The sequence below is a fragment of the Nocardioides alcanivorans genome (assembly GCF_021555175.1).
Taxonomy (GTDB): domain Bacteria; phylum Actinomycetota; class Actinomycetes; order Propionibacteriales; family Nocardioidaceae; genus Nocardioides; species Nocardioides alcanivorans.
Genome location: NZ_JAKGRW010000051.1, coordinates 67,170 through 87,917 on the forward strand (window position 1 = coordinate 67,170; position 20,748 = coordinate 87,917).

Sequence of the window (20,748 nt, forward strand, 5' to 3'; positions counted from 1 at the left end):
CTGGGGGGCATGACCGCCTCCGCCCGCGCTGAGATCGTGGTGGATGTCGCGGCGATCCGACACAACGTCCGTCGTCTCCGACAACTCGTCACCCGTCCCGATGGCGCCGCCCCCGCCTGCATGGCGGTGGTCAAGGCCGACGGCTACGGCCACGGCATGGTGCCGGTCGCGAAGGCGGCGCGCGAAGCCGGCGCCGACTGGCTCGGCGTGGCGACCCTCGAGGAGGCTGTCGCACTCCGAGATGCCGGCGACACCGGGCCGCTGCTCGCCTGGCTGGCTGTCCCCGGAGAGGACCACGCCCCGGCGCTGGAGCGTGACGTCGACGTGGCGTCGTACTCCCTCACCCAGCTCACGGCAATTGCCGATGCTGCCCGCCGGACGGGGCGGACGGCCCGGGTGCACCTCAAGATCGACACCGGGCTGAGCCGGGGCGGCGCGACCCGTGACGACTGGCCGGCACTCGTCGACGCTTCCGCGGCACTGGAGACCACCGGCGCCGTCGAGGTGGTCGGCATCTGGTCGCACCTCGTCGCCTCCGACGAACCCGACCGAACGATCAACGACGAACAGGAGCAGCGGTTCCGCGACGCGGCGAGCGTCGCCGAGGCGGCCGGCCTGCGCCCGCGCTGGCGGCACCTGGCCAACAGTGCCGCCGGCCTGCTGCGGCCGTCAGCGCACTTCGACATGGTGCGCTTCGGGATCGCCACCTACGGGCTCGACCCGGCACCCGGAGAGACCCACGACCTCGGGCTGGTGCCGGCCATGACCGTGCAGGCGCGCCTGGGCATGGTCAAGCAGGTGCGCGCGGGCGATGGGGTCTCCTACGGGCACCAGTGGGTCGCCGACCGCGACACCCTGCTCGGGTTGGTCCCCGCTGGCTATGCCGAGGGCATTGCGCGCGCCGCGGGCAACCGCGCCGAGGTCTGGGCCGATGACGCCCGCCGCCCGGTCCGCGGCCGCATCTGCATGGACCAGTTCATGATCGACCTCGGGCCCGACAGCACCCTCGCCGCAGGCGACCGCGTCGAGCTCTTCGGTACCGGCCACGACGGTGCCCCCACCGCGCAGGACTGGGCCGAGGCCTGCCACACCATCAACTACGAGATCGTCACCCGGATCGGCGGTCGTTTCGCCCGGGTGTACGTCGACAGTGAGGTCACGCAGTGACGTTGCAGGTCCGCCGGGTCGACCAGTCGAGCGCCGGGGCCGTGCACGACGTGATCCGTCGTGCCTTCGGCGGCCGGGCTCCGCTCGATCCACCCGCGTCCGCCCTCGTGGAGACCGTCGAGACCGTGTCCGCCGCGCTCGCCGAGCGCGGCGGACTGTTGGCGACGCTCGACGGAGAGCCGTCCGGATGCATGGTCTTCGGGCCGGCCGACGACCCGGCGCTCTACCTCACCCGCTTCGGTGTGGTGCCCGACGCGCAGGGGACCGGAGTTGCCGGCGCGCTCGTGCGGGCTGCCGAGCGGAAGCTCGCCGCGGCGGCCATGCCGGCATGCAGGTCGTGGCCCGCGTGGAGTTGCCGGCCAGCCTCGCCTTCTGGGAGCACCACGGGTTCGTGCGCACCGGCCACCAGGGCGTCAACGTGCACCTGCTGCGGCTCTTCGAGAGCAGCCGGCGACTGACCACCCCCGAGGAGGCCGAGGACTTCGGCAAACGACTGGCCGGGGTGCTGCGTGCCGGCGACGTGATCATCCTCAGCGGCGAGCTGGGTGCTGGCAAGACCACGCTCACGCGCGGTCTCGGCGCCGGTCTGGGGGTGCGCGGCGACGTCACCTCGCCGACGTTCGTCATCGCGCGGGTGCACCCGTCGACCGGGTCAGGACCCGCCCTGGTGCACGTCGACGCCTATCGGCTCGGGGGCATCGATGAACTCGACGACCTCGACCTCGACACCTCACTGAACGACGCGGTCACGGTGGTCGAGTGGGGCGAGGGCATCGCCGAGGCGCTGGCCGACGATCGCCTGGAGCTTCGCATCGAGCGAGCCCTGGGCGACGATGCCGCCGGTTCGGTCGAGGACGACGACCCGCGTGAGGTGCTGCTGCGCCCGATCGGACTGCGTTGGCTCGACACCTCTCTCGATAGGCTCTGACCGTGCTGCTCGCCCTCGACACCTCCTCGCCCCGCGTCACGGTGGCGATCACCGACGGTGACATGGTGCTCGCCGAACGGGTCTCCGACCAGACGATGAAGCATGGCGAGCTCCTGGCACCCCTGATCGCCGAGACCGTCGCCGAAGCCGGCCTGATCATGCCTGACGTCACCGCCATCGCGGTGGGGGTCGGGCCGGGGCCCTTCACCGGCCTGCGGGTCGGCCTGGTCACCGCCCGTACCCTCGCCCACGTGCTCGAGGTGCCGGTCTACGGCGTCTGCTCGCTCGACGTGTTGGCTGCGGAAGCGATGGCCGAGGGTGCGGTCGGCGGGGACTTCCTCGTCGCCACTGACGCCCGTCGCAAGGAGGTCTACTGGGCTTCCTACGTCGAAGGGCGTCGGGTCGAGGGACCCGAGGTCGAGCGCCCCGCGGACCTGGCCGACCGGCTGACGCCGGGCACCCCGGTGGTGGGGGAGGGCGCTGCGCTCTACCCCGATCTGCTCGGCGATCCGGTGGGACCGATCCGCGCCTCCGCCGGCTGGCTGGGCCGGATCGTCGCGGAGGAGGCGGCCGAGCTGCTCGACCCCGAGCCGCTCTATCTGCGTCGCCCCGACGCGGTCGCAGCGCACGCCCCCAAGAAGGTCTCGTGACCGGGCCCGCCACGACGGAGCTCCGCGCCGCCGGCGAGGTCGATCTCGAGGCGATCGTCGCCCTCGACGTCACCGGTTTCGCCGCGGACGCGTGGGACCGGGATGCCTGGGCCGCCGAGCTCGACGGCCCCGGCCGACGGGTCACCGTGGCCGTCCACGACGGCGCGGTGGTGGGCGTCCTGGCGACCATGACCCTGGGCGACGTGAGTGATCTGGTGCGGGTCGTCGTACGCCCGGACGCGCGGCGCAGCGGCGTGGCCCGAGCCCTGCTCGACGACGCGTTCGGTGCGGCGAGGGCCGCTGGTGCGGACCGCATGCTGCTCGAGGTCTCGGCGCTCAACCGGGGTGCGATCGGCTTCTACGTCGACGCCGGGTTCACCCAGATCGACGAACGGCCCCGCTACTACAAGGACGGCTCTGCCGCGCTGGTGCTGCGGCGCGCGCTCGGCCCGTCGTGCAACTGGAGTCCCTCATGAGCGACGAACCCCTGGTCCTCGGCATCGAGACCTCCTGCGACGAGACCGGTGTCGGCATCGTCCGCGGCCACACGCTCCTCGTCGACGAGGTGGCCAGCAGCGTGGAGGAGCACGCCCGCTTCGGCGGCGTGGTTCCCGAGGTCGCCTCGCGCGCCCACCTCGAGGCGATGGTGCCCACGATCGAGCGTGCCTGCGAGAAGGCCGGCATCGCCCTGCACGACGTCGACGCCATCGCCGTCACCGCCGGACCGGGGCTGGCCGGTGCGCTGCTCGTCGGGGTCGCCTCGGCGAAGGCGCTCGCGCTCGGCCTCGGCAAGCCGTTGTACGGCGTCAACCACCTGGCTGCGCACGTCGCCGTCGACCAGCTCCAGCACGGTCCGCTCCCGGAGCCGTGCATCGCGATGCTCGTCAGCGGTGGCCACTCCTCCCTCCTCAAGGTCACCGACATCACCACGGGGGTCGACCCGATGGGTGCAACCATCGACGACGCGGCCGGGGAGGCCTTCGACAAGGTGGCGCGGCTGCTCGGCCTGCCGTTCCCGGGTGGCCCGCACATCGACCTCTCGGCGGAGTCCGGTTCGAGCGTCGCGATCGACTTCCCGCGGGGGCTCACCTCACGGCGCGACCTCGAGCGACACCGCTTCAACTTCTCCTTCTCCGGCCTGAAGACCGCGGTCGCCCGGTGGGTGGAGGCTCGGGAACGCTCCGGTGAGCCGGTGCCGGTGGCTGACGTCGCCGCGTCGTTCCAGGAGGCCGTCTGCGACGTACTGGTGCGCAAGGCCCTCGACGCTGCGAAGACACAGGGCATCGACGACATCCTGATCGGCGGCGGCGTGGCCGCAAACACCCGGCTCCGGGCGATGGCCACCGAACGCGCAGCCGGCCTCGGCATCCGGGTGCGGGTGCCGAGGCCCGGGCTGTGCACCGACAACGGTGCGATGGTCGCAGCGTTGGGCGCGGAGATGGTGGCTCGGGGCCGGACACCGTCGGCGCTGGACCTGCCGGCGGACTCCTCCCAGCCGGTCACCACCGTCCTGGTCTGACCCGCGGAGTACTGCTACTTGGCGGGTCAGCCGCCGAGGATGAGGCCGAAGTCGCCGGACTCCACCGGTCCGACGGCCAGTTCTGCCTCGCCGCCGGTGCCGATCCGGACAACGTACCAAGTCTTCTGGTCCTCCTCGGCCATCGCCACCAGCACATGGTCGTCGTCCTCCCACACCGCTTGCCCGAAGGAAGGCAGGGCGGGGTCGTCCGGGGCAGCGGAGTAGTTGATGAAGTCGAGCAGGGGTTGCCCCAGTCCTCACCGAGGATCGCGAACTCCATGCTCCCGAAGCCCGAGAGATAGTCAGGGTCGGCCAACACCCTACTGCCGTCGGGCGAGAAGTCCCCGGGCGTGAGCTCGCAGGTGCGGGCCTGCTCTACGCCGTCGGCTCCGAAGATCGCGCTGCAGCTGCGGGCATCGGTCAGGGCCACCTGCCGGATGCTCGAGCCTTGAGCACTCACCGACAACGTGCGCTCCGGACGACCCGGGCTGGGGTCGCTGATCTGTCCGTCCTGCCACACCCTGCTGTCGAGCCGGTCCTCGCTGTTGGCGGTGGTCAGGTTGAAGTGCACGACCCCGTCGTCGGTGACGCCGACCGGGAAGACGGTTTGGGTCTCGTCGGCGTTGGTGAAGATCTTGCGGGTCTCTCCGGTGTCGTTGTCGTGCAACATCAACGTCTGGTCGTTGTTGTAGAGCACCTTGCTCCGATCGGCGGAGATGCTCATGAAGCCGTTGGAGGGAAAGGTCTCGACCGGCTTGCCCTGGCTGTCGAGCACGGATGTCTGCATGCGGTCGCTGCCGGGCGCGGCAGCCAGCCAGCCGTCGTCCCACGGCACGATCGCGTTGATGTCGCCGTCGACGGTGAGCACCCGCCCGTCTGCGGTGTGCAACTGGTCCTCGATCAGCCAGTCGACCGTTGGGGCGTTGCCTTGCGGCAGATCGCGCGGATCGAGGGAAGGGAGGCCGAGCCCGGACTTGTCCAGGTGGTCGTTCTCGGTGCCGGGCTCGATGCTGGGAGTCGGGCCGTCGCGGTGGAAGGTGGGTACGGCCGCGACGAGGTCGGTGCTCTCCTGGCCGCGATCGGTCCCGGCGAGCCAGACGCCGCCGCCGACTCCGACCACTGCCACCGCAGCTGCGAGGGCGGTGGCCGCCGCCCGCCGCCGGCGGAGGCGACCTGCGTTGCGACGTACCTCGTCGAAGGAGATCCCCTGCGGGTCCAGGGCATCGGCCTGCTGGTGCAGATCCTCGGCCAGCCGGCCACCGAATTCGTCGTGGGTGTTCATTTCTCCTCCTCCCCGGAGGTCGTGGGGACGATGCCGCTCTGCGCGGCATGGGTGCGCAGGGTGGCCATGGCGCGGCTGGCCTGGGACTTGACGGTGCCGGGTGAGACGCCGAGTGCATCAGCGATCTCGGTCTCGGTGAGCTCCTCGTAGTAGCGCAGCACGATGACGGCACGCTGCTTGCGGGGGAGCTGTTGCACGAGGCTCCAGAGCTCGCCACGCTGGCCTTCGTCATAGTGGTCGTGCACCCCGAACTGCTCCGGGAGCTCGTCGCGCGTCACCTCCCGTTTCTTCCACGGGCGGCGCCACAACGAGTTGTGCTCGTTGACGAGCACCCGACGGGCGTAGCCGTCGACCGAGTCGCGTCGCTCGATCCGGTGCCACGCGAGATAGACCTTGGCCAGGGTGGCCGACACCAGGTCCTCGGCGGTGTGGTGGTCGCCGGCGAGCAGGTAGGCAGTGCGGTGCAGGGCAGGCTGACGCGCTGTCATCCAAGCGCTGAACTCGGCGTCGCGTTCGGCACGTGATGCCGTCATCGTCGCCCGCTGCGGGGTCGCGGTGTGCACGGTGTCCTCACCATCCCTTCCCACCCAAGACGCAAAGGGGTGGGGAAGGGTTGCATCGGCGAGGAGAGATCTTCGGACCGGTCGTGGATCACGTCGACCTCATGGGAGGGGGACCCGGGCGAAGACCGGGCGGTAGCGGCTCGGCTCGGCGCGGATCTCGTCGAGGCCGCCCCCGTTGCGGCTCCAGCTCACGACCACCGTGCCGGGCTCGGGAAGGAGGTGCGGGTGAGCCAACGCCATGTATTGCAGGTTGTCAGGCGTCGATGGGATCTGCAGTGCCGCGGGGGTCGCGACGAACGGCCCTTGGGGCGCATCGCCCTTCCAGATCACCAGGTCGGTGCCCAGGAAGTCGTTGCGCTTGCTCACCGCATACCAGTGGCGGTCGCGGCGGAAGACGGTGAGAACCCGGGAGACCCCGCCGTCCGCGGGGATGATCGCAGCCGACGCCGCGGGGTCATCGCCCCAGCGCCTGCCGTCCCAGTACTGCCAGCGCGTCGGATCGGTGATGTCGGGGAGTTTGAGGCGGGCCACGTGCAGTGCCCAGCCGGTCGAGTCGTCCGAGGGGCGTGAGGTGCCGTAGACATGGATCCACCGATTGCGGACCACGACTGCGACGCCCCAGGCGGGGGTCTGGTCGCTCGCGGTGGAGGCGACGTCGACCACCTGCTCGAGTTCCGGCGTACCGCCCGTGGGGACCCAGAACTCGGCGAGCGCGGTGCCGGGCGTGGTGAAGTCCCAGGTGCCGTCTCCGTGGCCGACCACGCGGAAGAGGCCCACGGCCACCCGATCACCGCCCTCGACGGCGATGTGGTCGATCGTCACCGGCCAGTAACCGGTGCCGTCGGCTGCATCGGGGATCACCGCGCCTCCGTCAGGTGTGGAGATCGTGCGGACGCACTCGTCGTCGACGATCAGCGCCGAGTTGCGCACCATGGTCGGTCCGGCCGCCCCGGCGGCGCGGATGGTGTCGCCGAAGACCCACATGCTGCGACCGTCGCTCAGCTCGACGCTTGCACCGACGTCTGCACCCACGTCGCTGCCGACCGTGCGGGCCCGGGTGAGCCACTGGTTGAGCTCTGTCACCGAGTCGGGCCGCGCGGCCACGCAGCCGAGCCCGAAGGAATCGTCCGGCTCGTCGCCGGCCTCCTTCACCTCCAGGGCACGGTTCACGCTCAGGCCGAAGAGCACGAACGTGATCGGGACCAGCGCCACGACAGCGACCACCACAACGATGAGGCGGAGCGTCGTACGGCGCACCCCGCCACCCTAGTCCGTCGACGTCGCCCAGATGCTGGCCGAGGGCGCGCCGGTGCTGGGCGAGGGCGCGCCCGGTGGTGGCAACGTACGACCGTGCCGCCCGCTCCGCCTGGGGCTGGCTATCCTCGGGCCTGCCGACTCGTTACGTCATTTGGAGGAACCGTGCAGCAGGTGCAAGCAGTCGTGGCGCTGGCCAAGGGCCAGCCCGTCACCCTCACCACGATCAACGTCCCGGACCCCGGCCCGGGCGAGGCCGTCGTGAAGATCCAGGCCTGCGGGGTGTGCCACACCGACCTGCACTACCGCGAGGGCGGGATCAACGACGAGTTCCCGTTCCTGCTCGGCCACGAGGCGGCGGGGATCGTGGAGTCCGTGGGCCCCGACGTCACCTCCGTCGCGCCCGGCGACTTCGTGGTGCTCAACTGGCGTGCCGTGTGCGGAGAGTGTCGTGCGTGCCTGCGCGGCGACCTGCACTACTGCTTCAACACCCACAACGCGACGCAGAAGATGACCTTGGCCGAGGGTGAGCTGGCCGGGACCGAGCTCTCCCCGGCGCTGGGCATCGGTGCCTTCGCCGAGAAGACCCTCGTTGCCGCTGGCCAGTGCACGAAGGTGGACCCGGCGGCGCGACCCGCCGCTGTCGGTCTGCTCGGTTGCGGCGTGATGGCTGGTATCGGCGCCGCCATCAACACCGGTGCGTTGACACGTGGCAAGTCGGCTGCAGTGATCGGTTGCGGAGGCGTGGGTGTTGCCGCGGTCGCCGGCGCCGCGCTGGCCGGGGCGAGCCCGATCATTGCCGTCGACATCGACCCGAAGAAGCTGGCAAAGGCGAAGGAGATGGGTGCGACGCACACCGTCGACTCGTCGGCAGTGGACGCGATCGAGGAGATCAAGCGGATCTGCGCCGAGACCTACGCCGGCGCTGAAGGCGCCGACGTGGTCATCGAGGCGGTCGGTCGCCCCGAGACGTGGAAGCAGGCGTTCTACGCCCGCGACCTGGCGGGGTCGTCGTCCTCGTCGGTGTGCCGACGCCGGACATGTCGGTACCCGAGCTGCCGCTGATCGACGTCTTCGGTCGCGGCGGTGCGTTGAAGTCGTCGTGGTACGGCGACTGCCTGCCGTCGCGCGACTTCCCGATGCTGGTCGACCTCTATCAGCAGGGTCGTCTCGACCTCGACGCCTTCGTGTCGGAGGAGATCGCCATCGGCGACATCGAGGCAGCATTCGAAAAGATGCACCATGGCGACGTGCTGCGTTCGGTCGTGGTGCTCTGATGACTGCTCGTATCGACCACGCGGTCTCGTCGGGCACCTTCAGCCTCGACGGTGAGACCTTCGACGTGGACAACAACATCTGGGTCGTGGGCGACGACGCGGAGTGCATCGTGATCGATGCGCCGCACTCCGTCGACGACATCCTCGCCCTGGTGGGGGACCGCAACGTCAAGGCGATCGTGTGCACCCATGCCCACGACGACCACGTGCGGGTGGCGCCGGCGCTTCGAGCGGTGACCAAGGCCCCGATCCTGCTGCACCCCGACGACCGGGTGCTCTGGGAGCTCACGCACACCGACGAGCTCTGGGACGCCGACCTCGCCGATGCCCAGGTGATCTCCGTCGGCGGTGTCGACCTGCAGGTCATCCACACCCCGGGACATGCGCCCGGGGCGGTTTGCCTGTACGCCGCCGACCTGGGATGTGTCTTCACCGGTGACACGCTCTTCAATGGAGGGCCCGGAGCCACTGGGCGTTCGCACAGCGATCGTGGCACGCTCGAGGGCTCGATCAGGGCCAAGCTCTACGGTCTGCCCGACGACACCGTGGTCCACACCGGCCACGGTGACGACACCACCATCGGTGCGGAGAAGGCGCTGCTCGGCTGACGGTCGACCCGGGATGGGAGATCCCGGCGATCCGGCCCGCTCGGGACGGATCGCTGGTGGTCTCCCGGGCGACTTCTGCGCGCCTTCGTCGACCACTTGCGCGCACTCGGCGACCGTTTGCGCGCCTTCGGCGTCAGGGGAGTGGGGCGACCAGGAGGGCGGCGCCGGCGCCGGCGATGCGGGTGAGGACGAGGGTCGCGGGGGTGCCTCCGGAGAGCGCGAGACGTTTGCGCAGCTGCTCGGGGACGACGTCGACACCCCGGGTCTTGATGGTCAACGTGCCGATGTCTCGGGCGCGCAGGGCCGCCTTCAGCTGCTTCTCCCGGTAGGGGAGGTGCTCGAGAACCCGGTAGCCGCGGGCGAACGGCGTGCGGAACTCGTCGTCGGAGGTCACCCAGGCGATGTGCTCGTCGATGAGGCCGCCGCGTACGCCGGCCGCCACCGCGGTCACGAGGCCGGCGCGGATCACGGCCCCGTCGGGCTCGTAGACGTAGTCGCCCAAGGCGCGAACCGGACGCGGCTGGCCGACGTAGGGGTCGTCCTCCTCGGTCATGCTGGCGAGTCCGCCGCGGCTGATCACCGTCGCGCGGTGGCGACAGGTGGCCAAGGCCCCGGACCAGAGAGCTGCTTCCTTCACGTCGCCACGATCGCTGACCCACTCGGCCTCGACCGACGCCGGGACGAGATCGTGGTCGATGCCCGGCGCCACCTTCACCACCGACGACCGGGTGAGCAGCTCCTGCACGAACGACCACGGAGGGGTCCAGCCCTCGACGTCGAAGACGCGTCCCCGCTTGCCCCGGCGGGCCGGGTCGGCGAAGACCGCGTCGAAGGCGGTCAGGTCGAGCATGGTGCCGTCTGCGACGGCCACGGCTCCGCCCAGCTCCAAGGCAGCGAGGTTGGCTTCGGCGACCGCAACCCGGACCGGGTCCAGATCGACACCGGCAACCGTCAGGCCAGCCCTGGCGAAGGCGATGAGGTCGCCGCCGATGCCGCAGCCCAGGTCGATGACGCTGCCCGGCTGCGCGGTCGCCAAGCGACGGGCGCGGTGCGTGGCCACGGGCGCTCGAGTGGCCTGCTCCAGGGCGTCAGGTGTGAAGTACATCCGTGCCGCGTCGTCGCCGAACTTCGCCTCGGCCGCCTGCCGCAGCCTGACCTGGGTGAGCGCGGCAGCAGCACGCTCAGGAGCACTCTCGTGGCGCCGTACCTCCGTGGCGGTGCGGACCGGATCCCCGGCGTGCTGGTCATGCGCCGTCGCCGCCGTCTCCAGCAGCTGCTGGCCGGGATCGGTGAGCAGCCACCGGAAGGTCTCAAGGTCCACGGGATCATCCTTCCAGCCCCTGCCTCTGGCACTCGGTTGGCCTGAGTGCTAGCGTCTGCATTGGCACTCTCACCCTGAGGGTGCCAGCGCTTGCTCGAAGGTATGACCCCCGCGACGGCACACCCCAGCGCAGGCCCAAACGTTGTGCGGTTTCCATCCGCCATCCGTGTCAGTTCCAGTGGAGAAAGTGGAGGTTGATCCGAAGTGTCGGTCAACATCAAGCCCCTCGAGGACCGCATCGTCGTCAAGCAGCTCGAAGCTGAGCAGACCACGGCTTCCGGCCTGGTCATCCCGGACACCGCGAAGGAGAAGCCCCAGGAGGGCGAGGTCGTCGCGATTGGTCCCGGTCGTGTCGACGACAACGGCAACCGCGTCCCCGTCGACGTGGCCGTCGGTGACAAGGTCATCTACAGCAAGTACGGCGGCACCGAGGTCAAGTACGCCGGTGGCGAATACCTGATCCTGTCCGCACGCGACGTGCTGGCGATCGTTTCCTGAATTCCTGAGTAGTCCCTGACGAACTTGTCGTGCCGGAGCTGATCCGACTACAAGTTCGTCAGGGACTATCTCCCTTTCTGAGCCAAGGAGAGACATGCCGAAGATCCTGGAATTCGACGAGAACGCTCGTCGCGCGCTGGAGGCGGGCGTCGACGCCCTCGCCAACGCCGTCAAGGTGACGCTGGGCCCCAAGGGCCGCTACGTCGTCCTTGACAAGAAGTGGGGCGCCCCCACGATCACCAACGACGGTGTGACCGTCGCGCGTGAGGTGGAGTTGGACGACCCGTTCGAGAACCTGGGTGCGCAGCTCACCAAGGAGGTTGCCACCAAGACCAACGACGTCGCCGGTGACGGCACCACGACGGCCACCGTGCTCGCCCAGGCGATGGTGCACGAGGGCCTGCGCTCGGTTGCCGCCGGTGCCAACCCGATGGGCCTCAAGCGTGGCATGGACGCTGCCACCGAGGCCGTCGGCAACGCGCTGCGCGACGCCGCCCGCGACGTCGAGTCCAAGGAGGACATGGCGTCCGTCGCCACGATCTCCAGCCGCGACTCGGTCATCGGCGAGCTGCTCGCCGAGGCCTTCGACAAGGTGGGCAAGGACGGTGTCATCACCGTCGAGGAGTCCAACACCATGGGCACCGAGCTCGAGTTCACCGAAGGCATGCAGTTCGACAAGGGCTACATCTCGGCCTACTTCGTGACCGACCCCGAGGCCATGGAAGCGGTCCTCGACGACCCCTACATCCTCCTGCACCAGGGCAAGATCGGCTCGGTCGCCGAGCTCGTCCCGCTCCTGGAGAAGGTCATTGCCACGGGCAAGTCGCTCTTCATCCTCGCCGAGGACGTCGAGGGCGAGGCGCTGTCGACCCTGGTCGTCAACAAGATCAAGGGCACCTTCAAGGCCGTTGCCGTGAAGGCCCCGGCCTTCGGTGACCGTCGCAAGGCCATGATGCAGGACATCGCGGTGCTGACCGGTGGCCAGGTCGTGTCCCCCGAGGTCGGTCTCAAGCTCGACCAGGTCGGCCTCGAGGTGCTCGGTCAGGCCCGTCGCATCGTGGTCACCAAGGACAACACGACCATCGTCGACGGCGCCGGCGACGCGGCCGCGGTCGAGGGTCGGGTCAACCAGATCAAGGCGGAGATCGAGAACTCCGACAGCGACTGGGACACCGAGAAGCTGCAGGAGCGCCTGGCCAAGCTGGCCGGCGGCGTCTGTGTCATCAAGGTGGGCGCTGCCACCGAGGTGGAGCTCAAGGAGAAGAAGCACCGCATCGAGGACGCTGTCTCCGCGACCCGCGCCGCCATCGAGGAGGGCATCGTCGCAGGTGGTGGCTCCGCCCTCATCCACGCGGTCAGCGTGCTCGAGGACGGCCTCGGCCTGACCGGTGACGAGGCGCTCGGTGTCCGCATCGTGCGTCGCGCCGCCGACGAGCCGCTGCGCTGGATCGCCGAGAACGGCGGTGTGAACGGCTACGTCGTGACCACCAAGGTGCGCGAGCTCGGCGTCGGCCAGGGCTACAACGCCGCCACCGAGGAGTACGGCGACCTGGTCGCCCAGGGCGTGCTCGACCCGGTGAAGGTGACGCGATCCGCACTGGTCAACGCCACCTCCATCGCCGGCATGCTGCTCACCACGGAGACCCTCGTGGTGGACAAGCCGGAAGACGAGGACGACGCGCCGGCAGCGGGCCACGGCCACGGGCACGGACACTGATCTGAGCTCGAAACCAGCAACCCAGGATCCGCCCGGGACCGACATCGGTACCGGGCGGATCTGGGTTCTCCTGGTGCTGTTGGCCAGCTTGAGCATGCTCGGCCCCTTCAGCATCGACACCGCCTTCCCGGCCTTTGCCGAGATGCGGGGTGAGTTCGACGTCGGCGCGGCCGAGATGCAGTGGGTGGTCAGCGCCTACATGCTGGCCTTCGCCCTCATGAGCCCCTTTCACGGGCCGCTCTCCGATGCCATCGGTCGCAAACCGGTGATCGTCGTCGGGGTGGGCGTCTATGCGCTCGCCTCGGTGGGCTGTGCCCTGGCCGGCTCGCTGGAGGTGCTCCTGCTCTTCCGAGTGGTGCAGGGGCTGGCAGCAGGCGGAGGGGTGATCGTCTCCCGGACGGTGATCCGTGACGTCTTCGAAGGCCCCGAGGCGCAGCGGCTGATGAGCATCACGATGATGATCTTCGGCATCGCGCCCGCCCTCGCACCGATCATCGGCGGCGGTCTGATCCAGCTCGGCCCGTGGCACGTGATCTTCTGGTTCCTTGCGCTGCTGGCCCTCGTGATGAGTACGTCGGCACTCGTCCTCCTGCCCGAGACCCACCCGGCCGAGCGCCGGACCCCGCTGCGGCCCGGGGCGTTGCTGCACAGCTTGGCGCTGCCGCTCAAGGACGCGGTCTTCCACCGCATCGCCTGGTCCGCCGCGCTCTCCTTCGGGGGTCAGTTCCTCTACATCGGGGCGGCCGCGATCTTCGTCGTCGACCTGTTGGGCAAGGGTGAGACCGACTTCTGGATGCTCTTCGTGCCGATGATCGGCGGCATGGTGATCGGCTCCTTCGTCAGCAGCCGTACGGCTGGCCGGATCAGCAGTCGCGTGCTCATCACCGGGGCGTTGAGCGTCTCGCTGGCCGGCGCGGTGGTCAACGTGGCGCTGGCGCTCGGTCCGCTCGAGGCAGGGCTTCCCTGGGCGGTCATCGGCCCGGCGGTCATCGGCCTGGGATCGGGGGCGGCCTACCCGGTCCAGCAGTTGGCGCTGCTCGACCTGCACCCGACCGCTCGTGGCGGTGCGGTCTCGCTCTTCACCTTCTTCTCGCTCGGGCTCAACGCGCTGCTCGCGGCCCTGGTCACCCCGCTCGTGACCGACAGCGTCCTCCACCTCGCCCTGACCGCGCTGGTGATGGTGAGCGCCGGTCTGCTGCTGTGGCTGTGGCACCTCCGCGTGAGCGCGCCACCCGTGGCCCCGCTCACGCCCGATCCGGTCCCAGAAGTCGGGGCGTGAGCCGCCGACGGATGGTGCCGGTGGCACCCACTAGACTGGAGCAGTGGAGATCCCTGAGAAGTTCGCCCCCTCGGTCTGACCTACGACGACGTCCTGCTCCTTCCGGGGTACTCCGACCTCGCCCCGGACGAGATCGACACGACGAGTCGGCTGACGCGGGAGATCTCCTTGAAGGTCCCGCTGGTGAGTGCCGCGATGGACACCGTCACCGAGTCGCGCATGGCGATCGCGATGGCGCGTGAGGGCGGTCTCGGCGTGCTGCACCGCAACCTCTCGATCGAGGACCAGGCCTACCAGGTCGACCTCGTCAAGCGCACCCAGACCGGGATCATCTCCAACCCGGTCACGATCGGCCCCGACGCAACCCTCGAGGAGCTCGACCAGATCTGCGGCGAGTACCGCGTCTCCGGGCTCCCGGTCGTCGATGCCGACAACCTCCTCCTCGGCATCATCACCAACCGCGACCTGCGCTTCACCCCCGTCGCCGAGTGGGCCACCACCAAGGTCAACGAGATGATGACGCCGATGCCGCTCATCACCGGCCATTCCAGCATCGAGCGCGACGAGGCCACCGCGTTGCTGCGGGCACACAAGCGTGAGCGCCTTCCGCTGATCGACGACGCCGGGCACCTCACCGGGCTCATCACGGTCAAGGACTTCGTCAAGGGCGAGCAGTTCCCCAACGCGTCGTACGACGCCGACGGCCGTCTGCTCGTCGGCGCGGCCATCGGCTACTTCGGAGATGCGTGGACCCGTGCGACGACGCTGATCGAGGCGGGCGTCGACGTCCTGGTCGCCGACACCGCGCACGGCCACGTCCGGATGCTGCTGGAGATGGTCGAGCGGCTCAAGACCGACCCTGCCACCAAGCACGTGCAGGTGATCGGCGGCAATGTCGCCACCACCGAGGGGGCGCAGGCGTTCGTCGACGCCGGTGCCGATGCCGTCAAGGTCGGCGTGGGACCTGGCTCCATCTGCACAACCCGCATCGTCACCGGCGTGGGCGCGCCGCAGATCTCCGCCGTGTACGCCGCCGCGCAAGCCTGCAAGCCGGCCGGGGTCCCGGTCATCGCCGACGGCGGCATGAAGCACTCCGGTGAGATCGCCAAGGCCATCGTCGCCGGCGCCGATGCCGTCATGCTCGGCTCGCTCCTCGCCGGCTGCGAGGAGTCACCGGGCGAGCTGGTCTTCGTCAATGGCAAGCAGTTCAAGGCCTACCGCGGCATGGGATCGCTCGCTGCCATGTCCAGCCGTGGCAAGAAGTCCTACTCCAAGGACCGTTACTTCCAGGCGGAGGTCACCAGCGACGACCAACTGGTGCCCGAGGGCATCGAGGGCCAGGTGGCCTACCGTGGTCCGCTCGGTCAGGTCGTGCACCAGTTGACCGGCGGCCTGCACCAGTCGATGTTCTACGTCGGCTCGCGCACCGTGCCGGAGCTCCAGGAGCTGGGGCGGTTCACCCGGATCACCTCGGCCTCGCTGAAGGAGAGCCACCCCCACGGCGTGCAGATGACCGTCGAAGCGCCCAACTACAGCGGTATCTGAGTCTCGAACCTTCGACAGGCTCACGACGACGCAGGCTCGACCACCGAAAGAAGGAAAGTTGACTGAGATCGAGATCGGGCGCGCCAAGCGCGCCCGCCGTGCCTACTCCTTCGACGACATCGCGATCGTGCCGTCGCGGCGCACTCGTGACCCCGAAGAGGTGAGCACCGCCTGGCAGATCGATGCCTACCGTTTCGACCTCCCGGTCATGGCAGCGCCGATGGACTCGGTCATGTCGCCGGAGACGGCGATCGCCTTCGGACGCATGGGGGCCTCGGCGTCCTCGACCTCGAGGGGCTCTGGACCCGTTACGACGACCCCACGCCGCTGTTCGACGAGGTGGCGACCCTTCGGGGTGTCGCCGCCACTCGCCGGATGCAGGAGATCTACTCCGAGCCCATCAAGCCCGAGCTGATCACCCAGCGCCTGCAGCAGATGCGTGAGGCCGGGGTGACCGTGGCCGGCTCGTTGTCGCCGCAGCGCACCAAGGAGTTCGCCAAGGCGGTCGTCGACGCAGGCGTCGACATGTTCGTCATCCGCGGCACCACGGTGTCGGCTGAGCACGTCTCGAGCCAGGCCGAACCGCTGAACCTCAAGGAGTTCATCTACGAGCTCGACGTCCCGGTCATCGTGGGTGGCTGCGCCACCTACCAGGCAGCACTGCACCTCATGCGCACCGGCGCCGCCGGTGTGCTGGTCGGTTTCGGCGGCGGCGCTGCCCACACCACCCGCACGGTCCTGGGCGTCGCCGTGCCCATGGCCTCCGCCGTGGCCGACGTGGCAGCTGCGCGGCGCGACTACCTCGACGAGTCGGGCGGCCGCTACGTGCACGTCATCGCCGACGGCTCCATCGGTCGCTCCGGCGACGTCGCGAAGGCGATCGCCTGCGGTGCAGACGCGGTCATGGTCGGATCTCCGCTGGCGCGGGCCGATGACGCCCCCGGTCGTGGTTTCCACTGGGGTGCCGAGGCGTGGCACGGCAAGCTCCCGCGGGGCGAACGTGTCGAGTTCGGCACCATCGGCTCACTCGAGGAGATCCTCTTCGGTCCCTCGCGCGTCGCCGACGGCACCATGAACCTCATCGGCGCACTGCGCCGTTCGATGGCCACCACGGGCTACACCGAGCTCAAGGAGTTCCAGCGCGTCGGCGTGGTCGTGGTCTGACGCCGTGAACCTGCGGGTGGCGACGGGCCAGGCGGCCGCGGTGGCCGGCGACGTGCCGGCCAACGTGACCACGTCGGTGACGCTCGCCCGCGAGGCGGGGAGCAGGGCGCCAGGCTGCTCGTGCTGCCCGAGGCATTCCTGACCGGCTACTGCCGCTCGGCCTTCGCAGGGCCCGTGCCCTTGGAGTCCGAGCTGCCCACGTTGCTCGCGCCCCTGCGCGCGGTGGCGAGCGACCACGGCATCACCGTGGTGGTGGGTACGCCGCTCGATCGGGCCGGGCGGCGTACGCTCGCGACGGTGGTGGTGGGTGCCGACGGTTCGGTGGCGGCGCCCTACGACAAGCAGCACCTGTCCGGTTACGAGCGCGACCACTTCGACGCGGGCGGGCACGGCTCATCACTGGTCGTCGACGGCTGGGAGCTCGGGCTGGCGATCTGCTACGACGCCTCCTTTCCCGAACACGCCCGGGCAGCGGCGGCGGACGGCGCGCTCGGCTACCTGGTCTCTGCGGCGTTCTTCCCCGGCGGGGCCGAGCGCCGCGATCTCTATGCCGCGGCGCGAGCCCTCGACAACGGGGTGTACGTCGTCCTCTCCGGTCTTGCCGGACCCTGCGGCGACGAGGAGTTCATCGGGGGATCGGCGATCTTCGATCCCGAGGGTCGGGTGCTCGCCCGCGTCGCGGGAGAGCGGGGCATCGTGGTCGCCGATCTCGACACCGCGGTGGTGCGCGACGTCCGGGCCCGGCACCCGATGCTGCGCGACCGGCGTGTCGACCTGGGCCCGCGCAGCGTCACCGGGCAGGCATGACGCGCAACGTCACCTGACGTCGGCGGCCGCCGGAGCCTCGATCATGACGGGCTCGTCGAAGGCGCTGAGCACGGTCTCGCTCGAGTCCTTCTCGCCGCCGATGACGAAGGAGCCGGTCATCTTCACGACGCGATCCTCGGAGTCGAGCCACAGCTGCAGCGTGACGCTCTCCGGTAGGTCGGGATCGGTGAGCTCGTCGCTGTCGTCCGCATCGAGGCGGAGCACCACCTCGTAGACACCGGCCCTCGACCCCGCGTGGTCCTGCTCGCCGACGAAGGTCACCGACTCCGCTTCGTCGAGCGCCTCGTCGACCTGGGCGTAGGGATCCGAGGCGTCGTCGACGTCGTCGCGTTCGGACTGCACCCACTTCTCGCCCATCTTCGTCCAGCTGTCGGATCCGATCGCGATGATCTCCACGGGCGAACCCCCGAGATCGGCGGTGACGTGATAGCTCGTCGGGTCCTGGGTGTAGTCGAAGTCGCCCGTGCTGGAGCCGTGGAAGGTGGTGCCCTCGTTGGTCGATTCCACGTGGACCGTCTCCACCTTCTCCGCCCCGGCCCTGACCTGCGTCCGGAACTCGGCGACATCGACGTCCGATCCGTCGGCCGGGGTGGAGGTGAGGTCATCGGCGGCGTCGTCATCGCTCTCGTCGCCGCAGCCGACGAGGGCGAGCGCGAGCAGGGGAGGCTGGCCAGGGCGGTGGCACGACGCGGCGACATGTCAGCGATCCTGCCTCCGTACTCGGTGGCTGAAACCCGCCGGGCATGGGCGGCCTGCCACACTGGCCCCATGAGGCCGACTCAGCCAGCCGACCGTGAAGCCGAACCCGGGGTGCTCAGCCCGGCAGCGCGTGAGCAAGCGCTCGTCGACCTGGCTGGTACCGCCGAGGCGGGAGCCGAGCTCGATGTCCTGGTCGTCGGAGGGGGAGTGGTGGGCGCCGGCACGGCACTCGACGCCGTGACGCGCGGCCTGAGCACCGGCCTCGTGGAGCAGCGCGATCTCGCCTCGGGCACGTCGAGCCGGAGCAGCAAGCTGGTGCACGGCGGTCTGCGCTATCTCGAGATGTTCGACTTCGGGTTGGTCCGCGAGGCGCTGGAGGAGCGCGGCCTCCTGCTCACCCGGCTGGCACCGCACCTGGTGAAGCCGGTGCCGTTCCTGTATCCGCTGCACAGCGCTGCGGAACGGCCGTACGTGGGCGCCGGCCTCGCGCTCTACGACACGATGGCGCGGGTCGGCAAGTACGACGTCGGACTACCGCGCCACCGCCACCTGCTGCGTCGCCACGTGGCCCGGATCGCGCCCGACCTGCGGACCGACGAGATCACCGGTGCGATCAAGTACTACGACGCCCAGGTCGACGATGCTCGCCTCGTGATGACCCTTGCACGGACGGCTGCCCGCCATGGCGCCCATGTGGCCACCCGCACCCGGGTGGTCGGCTTCCTGCGCGAGGGCGACCGGGTGGTGGGGGTGACCGCCCGTGACCTCGAGAACGGGCGCACCTTCGACGTACGCGCCCGGGTGGTGGTGAACGCCGCGGGAGTCTGGACCGACGACATCCAGGAGATGGTCGGCGGTCGCGGTGCGCTCAACGTGCAGGCCAGCAAGGGGATCCACCTGGTCGTGCCGCGTGACCGGATCCGGTCGGAGTGCGGCTTCATCACGCGCACCGAGAAGTCGGTGCTCTTCGTGATCCCGTGGGGCCGGCACTGGATCATCGGCACGACCGACACGGCCTGGGACTACGACCTGGCCCATCCGGCAGCGTCGCGGGCCGACATCGACTACGTGCTGGGTCACGTCAACACGATCCTCAAGGAACCGCTCGGCCACGACGACGTCGAGGGTGTCTACGCCGGACTGCGACCCTTGCTCACGGGCGAGTCCGAGCCCACCTCCAAGATCTCGCGTGAGCACACGGTGGTGACGCCGGTGCCCGGCTTGGTGATGATCGCCGGCGGCAAGCTCACCACCTATCGGGTGATGGGCAAGGACGCCGTCGACGCGGCCGCCCACTCGCTGCGCACGACCATCAACGCCGTCGTGCCCGAGACGATCACCGACCGGGTGCCGCTGCTGGGCGCCGAGGGTTATGAGACTCGCTCCAACCAGCGGGTCGCACTCGCACGGCGTGCCAAGGTCCACGTCAGTCGGATCGACCACCTGCTCGACCGCTACGGCGGGTTGGTCGACGACCTGGTGGAGATGTTGGCGCGGCAGCCCGAGCTCAACGCCCCACTCCCGGGCGCCGACGACTACCTCGCCGCCGAAGCGGTCTATGCCGTGACCCACGAAGGCGCGCAGCACCTCGACGACGTGCTCGTGCGGCGTACCCGCATCTCGATGGAGACCTTCGACCGCGGCGTCGCGGCTGCTCGGCCCGTGGCCGAACTGATGGCGCGTGAACTCGGCTGGCCCCAGGAGCGGGTGGAGGAGGAGGTGGACCATTACCTGCGTCGGGTCGAGGCCGAGCGGTTGAGCCAGCTCAAGATGACCGACCAGGAGGCCGACGAGGCGCGGGTGCGCCCACGGCATCCGGCCTGACGCCGTGCAGCACGATGCTGACGACCTGGTCCTCCCACACCTCGTCGATCGGCTCCCCGGGCTGTAGCAGCAGGCGCAGCACCACCGCCCCGGCGACGATTTCGAGCACTCGGTCGGGGTCGGTGTCGGGGGAGAGGTGGCCCGCCTCGACCGCCTCGCTCAGCCATCGCCGCAACCCCGCGAACACGCCGGTCTGGAACCGTTCGAGCAGGCGCTCGTGCAGTTCGGGATGGGCGGCGATCTCGGTCATCAGCCCCGGAAACGCGGCGCGAGCGACCGGCGTGGCGAAGATGGCGCGGGCTCCCCGGGCCAGGGCCTTCAGGTCGGTGCGCAGATCGCCGCTGCTCGGGGGAGCGCGGTGAACCCCTGGGGGATCGCCACTTCGTGGACCAGGTGCGCCTTGCTCGGCCAGCGGCGATAGATCGCCGGGGTGGTGGTGCCGGCGCGCTGCGCGATCGCACCGAGCGTGACGCGGGCATAGCCCCGCTCGACCAGGAGTTCTGCGGCCGCCTCCAGGACGGCGGTGTCGATCCGGCGATCACGTGGTCGTCCGCTGGGGGCAACGGGGGTGGTCCCGCGGCGCTCGATCTGCTTTCATTACGCCCAACATCGTAATGGGTGAGCG

At 69.8% G+C, this 20,748-nt stretch carries 20 protein-coding genes and 3 pseudogenes; 16 read left to right on the forward strand and 7 right to left on the reverse strand.

Features of this window, described 5'->3' with window-relative positions; genetic code table 11:
• Window positions 1-9 precede the first annotated feature (9 nt).
• From alr to tsaD, 6 genes are read left to right on the forward strand one after another with little or no spacing between them, the layout of a single operon-like run.
• Window positions 10-1,167: an alanine racemase gene (gene alr, locus L1066_RS21770; protein ID WP_235738483.1), complete on the forward strand. Its 1,158-nt coding sequence runs from the start codon at window positions 10-12 to the stop codon at window positions 1,165-1,167.
• Window positions 1,164-1,625, forward strand: coding sequence for a GNAT family N-acetyltransferase (locus tag L1066_RS21775; RefSeq protein WP_235738484.1), 462 nt, complete (start codon window positions 1,164-1,166; stop codon window positions 1,623-1,625). The genes alr and L1066_RS21775 overlap by 4 nt, the downstream gene beginning before the upstream one ends.
• Window positions 1,559-2,095 carry a tRNA (adenosine(37)-N6)-threonylcarbamoyltransferase complex ATPase subunit type 1 TsaE gene (gene tsaE / locus L1066_RS21780; RefSeq protein WP_235738485.1) on the forward strand — a complete coding sequence of 179 codons (537 nt, stop codon included), beginning with the start codon at window positions 1,559-1,561 and terminating at the stop codon, window positions 2,093-2,095. The genes L1066_RS21775 and tsaE overlap by 67 nt, the downstream gene beginning before the upstream one ends.
• Window positions 2,096-2,097: 2 nt before the next feature.
• Entirely contained in the window at window positions 2,098-2,745 is a 648-nt protein-coding gene (gene tsaB, locus L1066_RS21785; protein WP_235738486.1) for a tRNA (adenosine(37)-N6)-threonylcarbamoyltransferase complex dimerization subunit type 1 TsaB, read from the forward strand.
• Window positions 2,742-3,221 carry a GNAT family N-acetyltransferase gene (locus tag L1066_RS21790; protein WP_235738487.1) on the forward strand — a complete coding sequence of 160 codons (480 nt, stop codon included), beginning with the start codon at window positions 2,742-2,744 and terminating at the stop codon, window positions 3,219-3,221. Before tsaB ends, L1066_RS21790 begins: the two co-directional genes overlap by 4 nt.
• Window positions 3,218-4,264 carry a tRNA (adenosine(37)-N6)-threonylcarbamoyltransferase complex transferase subunit TsaD gene (gene tsaD / locus L1066_RS21795; protein ID WP_235738488.1) on the forward strand — a complete coding sequence of 349 codons (1,047 nt, stop codon included), beginning with the start codon at window positions 3,218-3,220 and terminating at the stop codon, window positions 4,262-4,264. The genes L1066_RS21790 and tsaD overlap by 4 nt, the downstream gene beginning before the upstream one ends.
• Here tsaD and L1066_RS21800 read toward each other — a convergent pair.
• From L1066_RS21800 to L1066_RS28090, 3 genes are all read right to left on the reverse strand, one after another.
• Complete coding sequence (locus L1066_RS21800) at window positions 4,245-5,546, reverse strand: hypothetical protein (RefSeq protein ID WP_235738489.1); 1,302 nt, start codon at window positions 5,544-5,546, stop codon at window positions 4,245-4,247. The genes tsaD and L1066_RS21800 overlap by 20 nt on opposite strands.
• On the reverse strand, window positions 5,543-6,109 hold the full coding sequence (locus L1066_RS21805; protein ID WP_235738490.1) for a SigE family RNA polymerase sigma factor: 567 nt from the start codon (window positions 6,107-6,109) through the stop codon (window positions 5,543-5,545). Before L1066_RS21805 ends, L1066_RS21800 begins: the two co-directional genes overlap by 4 nt.
• Window positions 6,110-6,208: 99 nt before the next feature.
• The gene (locus tag L1066_RS28090) at window positions 6,209-7,366 is read right to left on the reverse strand and encodes a DUF5005 domain-containing protein (protein WP_235738491.1); all 1,158 of its coding nucleotides are present in this window, start codon (window positions 7,364-7,366) and stop codon (window positions 6,209-6,211) included.
• Window positions 7,367-7,528: 162 nt separating this feature from the next.
• Here L1066_RS28090 and L1066_RS28095 point away from each other — a divergent pair.
• Window positions 7,529-8,640: pseudogene (locus L1066_RS28095) on the forward strand (S-(hydroxymethyl)mycothiol dehydrogenase).
• Window positions 8,640-9,248: an MBL fold metallo-hydrolase gene (locus L1066_RS21825; RefSeq protein WP_235738494.1), complete on the forward strand. Its 609-nt coding sequence runs from the start codon at window positions 8,640-8,642 to the stop codon at window positions 9,246-9,248. Before L1066_RS28095 ends, L1066_RS21825 begins: the two are co-directional and overlap by 1 nt.
• A gap of 133 nt (window positions 9,249-9,381) precedes the next feature.
• Here the strand turns inward: L1066_RS21825 and L1066_RS21830 are convergent, their stop codons facing one another.
• Window positions 9,382-10,569 carry a THUMP-like domain-containing protein gene (locus tag L1066_RS21830; RefSeq protein ID WP_235738495.1) on the reverse strand — a complete coding sequence of 396 codons (1,188 nt, stop codon included), beginning with the start codon at window positions 10,567-10,569 and terminating at the stop codon, window positions 9,382-9,384.
• A gap of 204 nt (window positions 10,570-10,773) precedes the next feature.
• On the opposite strand from L1066_RS21830, the gene groES reads away from it, so the two are divergent.
• The 7 genes and pseudogenes from groES (at window position 10,774) to L1066_RS21865 (ending at window position 17,579) form a co-directional block, all read left to right on the forward strand.
• A complete protein-coding gene (gene groES / locus L1066_RS21835; protein WP_235738496.1) occupies window positions 10,774-11,067 on the forward strand; it encodes a co-chaperone GroES in 294 nt (97 codons plus the stop codon).
• A 94-nt stretch (window positions 11,068-11,161) separates the two neighbouring features.
• Window positions 11,162-12,784, forward strand: a complete 1,623-nt coding sequence (gene groL / locus L1066_RS21840) for a chaperonin GroEL (RefSeq protein ID WP_235738497.1) — start codon at window positions 11,162-11,164, stop codon at window positions 12,782-12,784.
• Window positions 12,785-12,863: 79 nt separating this feature from the next.
• A complete protein-coding gene (locus tag L1066_RS21845; protein WP_235738498.1) occupies window positions 12,864-14,063 on the forward strand; it encodes a multidrug effflux MFS transporter in 1,200 nt (399 codons plus the stop codon).
• 43 nt (window positions 14,064-14,106) lie between these two features.
• Window positions 14,107-15,608: pseudogene (gene guaB / locus L1066_RS21850) on the forward strand (IMP dehydrogenase).
• 58 nt (window positions 15,609-15,666) lie between these two features.
• Window positions 15,667-16,772: pseudogene (locus L1066_RS21855) on the forward strand (GuaB3 family IMP dehydrogenase-related protein).
• A 4-nt stretch (window positions 16,773-16,776) separates the two neighbouring features.
• A complete protein-coding gene (locus L1066_RS21860; RefSeq protein ID WP_235738499.1) occupies window positions 16,777-16,914 on the forward strand; it encodes a hypothetical protein in 138 nt (45 codons plus the stop codon).
• Window positions 16,893-17,579, forward strand: coding sequence for a carbon-nitrogen hydrolase family protein (locus L1066_RS21865; RefSeq protein ID WP_235738500.1), 687 nt, complete (start codon window positions 16,893-16,895; stop codon window positions 17,577-17,579). The genes L1066_RS21860 and L1066_RS21865 overlap by 22 nt, the downstream gene beginning before the upstream one ends.
• Before the next feature lie 9 nt (window positions 17,580-17,588).
• On the opposite strand, the gene L1066_RS21870 is transcribed toward L1066_RS21865, so the two are convergent.
• Window positions 17,589-18,107 (reverse strand): hypothetical protein, encoded by a 519-nt coding sequence (locus tag L1066_RS21870; protein WP_235738501.1) that lies wholly within the window; start codon window positions 18,105-18,107, stop codon window positions 17,589-17,591.
• Window positions 18,108-18,368: 261 nt separating this feature from the next.
• On the opposite strand from L1066_RS21870, the gene L1066_RS21875 reads away from it, so the two are divergent.
• The gene (locus L1066_RS21875; RefSeq protein ID WP_235738520.1) at window positions 18,369-20,123 is read left to right on the forward strand and encodes a glycerol-3-phosphate dehydrogenase/oxidase; all 1,755 of its coding nucleotides are present in this window, start codon (window positions 18,369-18,371) and stop codon (window positions 20,121-20,123) included.
• On the opposite strand, the gene L1066_RS21880 is transcribed toward L1066_RS21875, so the two are convergent.
• Together L1066_RS21880 and L1066_RS28970 are read right to left on the reverse strand one after the other, a co-directional pair.
• The gene (locus L1066_RS21880; RefSeq protein WP_283095559.1) at window positions 20,065-20,535 is read right to left on the reverse strand and encodes a TetR-like C-terminal domain-containing protein; all 471 of its coding nucleotides are present in this window, start codon (window positions 20,533-20,535) and stop codon (window positions 20,065-20,067) included. The two genes, L1066_RS21875 and L1066_RS21880, sit on opposite strands and share 59 nt — an antisense overlap.
• Window positions 20,442-20,711, reverse strand: a complete 270-nt coding sequence (locus L1066_RS28970; RefSeq protein ID WP_376707719.1) for a helix-turn-helix domain-containing protein — start codon at window positions 20,709-20,711, stop codon at window positions 20,442-20,444. The genes L1066_RS21880 and L1066_RS28970 overlap by 94 nt, the downstream gene beginning before the upstream one ends.
• Window positions 20,712-20,748 lie beyond the last annotated feature (37 nt).

Bases quoted from the DNA above. Each gene is read 5' to 3' on its own strand.
- alr (WP_235738483.1), top strand. From the start codon at position 10: ATGACCGCCTCCGCCCGCGCTGAGATCGTGGTGGATGTCGCGGCGATC.
- tsaD (WP_235738488.1), top strand. From the start codon at position 3,218: ATGAGCGACGAACCCCTGGTCCTCGGCATCGAGACCTCCTGCGACGAG.
- L1066_RS21800 (WP_235738489.1), bottom strand. From the start codon at position 5,546: ATGAACACCCACGACGAATTCGGTGGCCGGCTGGCCGAGGATCTGCAC.
- L1066_RS21825 (WP_235738494.1), top strand. From the start codon at position 8,640: ATGACTGCTCGTATCGACCACGCGGTCTCGTCGGGCACCTTCAGCCTC.
- groL (WP_235738497.1), top strand. From the start codon at position 11,162: ATGCCGAAGATCCTGGAATTCGACGAGAACGCTCGTCGCGCGCTGGAG.
- L1066_RS21875 (WP_235738520.1), top strand. From the start codon at position 18,369: ATGAGGCCGACTCAGCCAGCCGACCGTGAAGCCGAACCCGGGGTGCTC.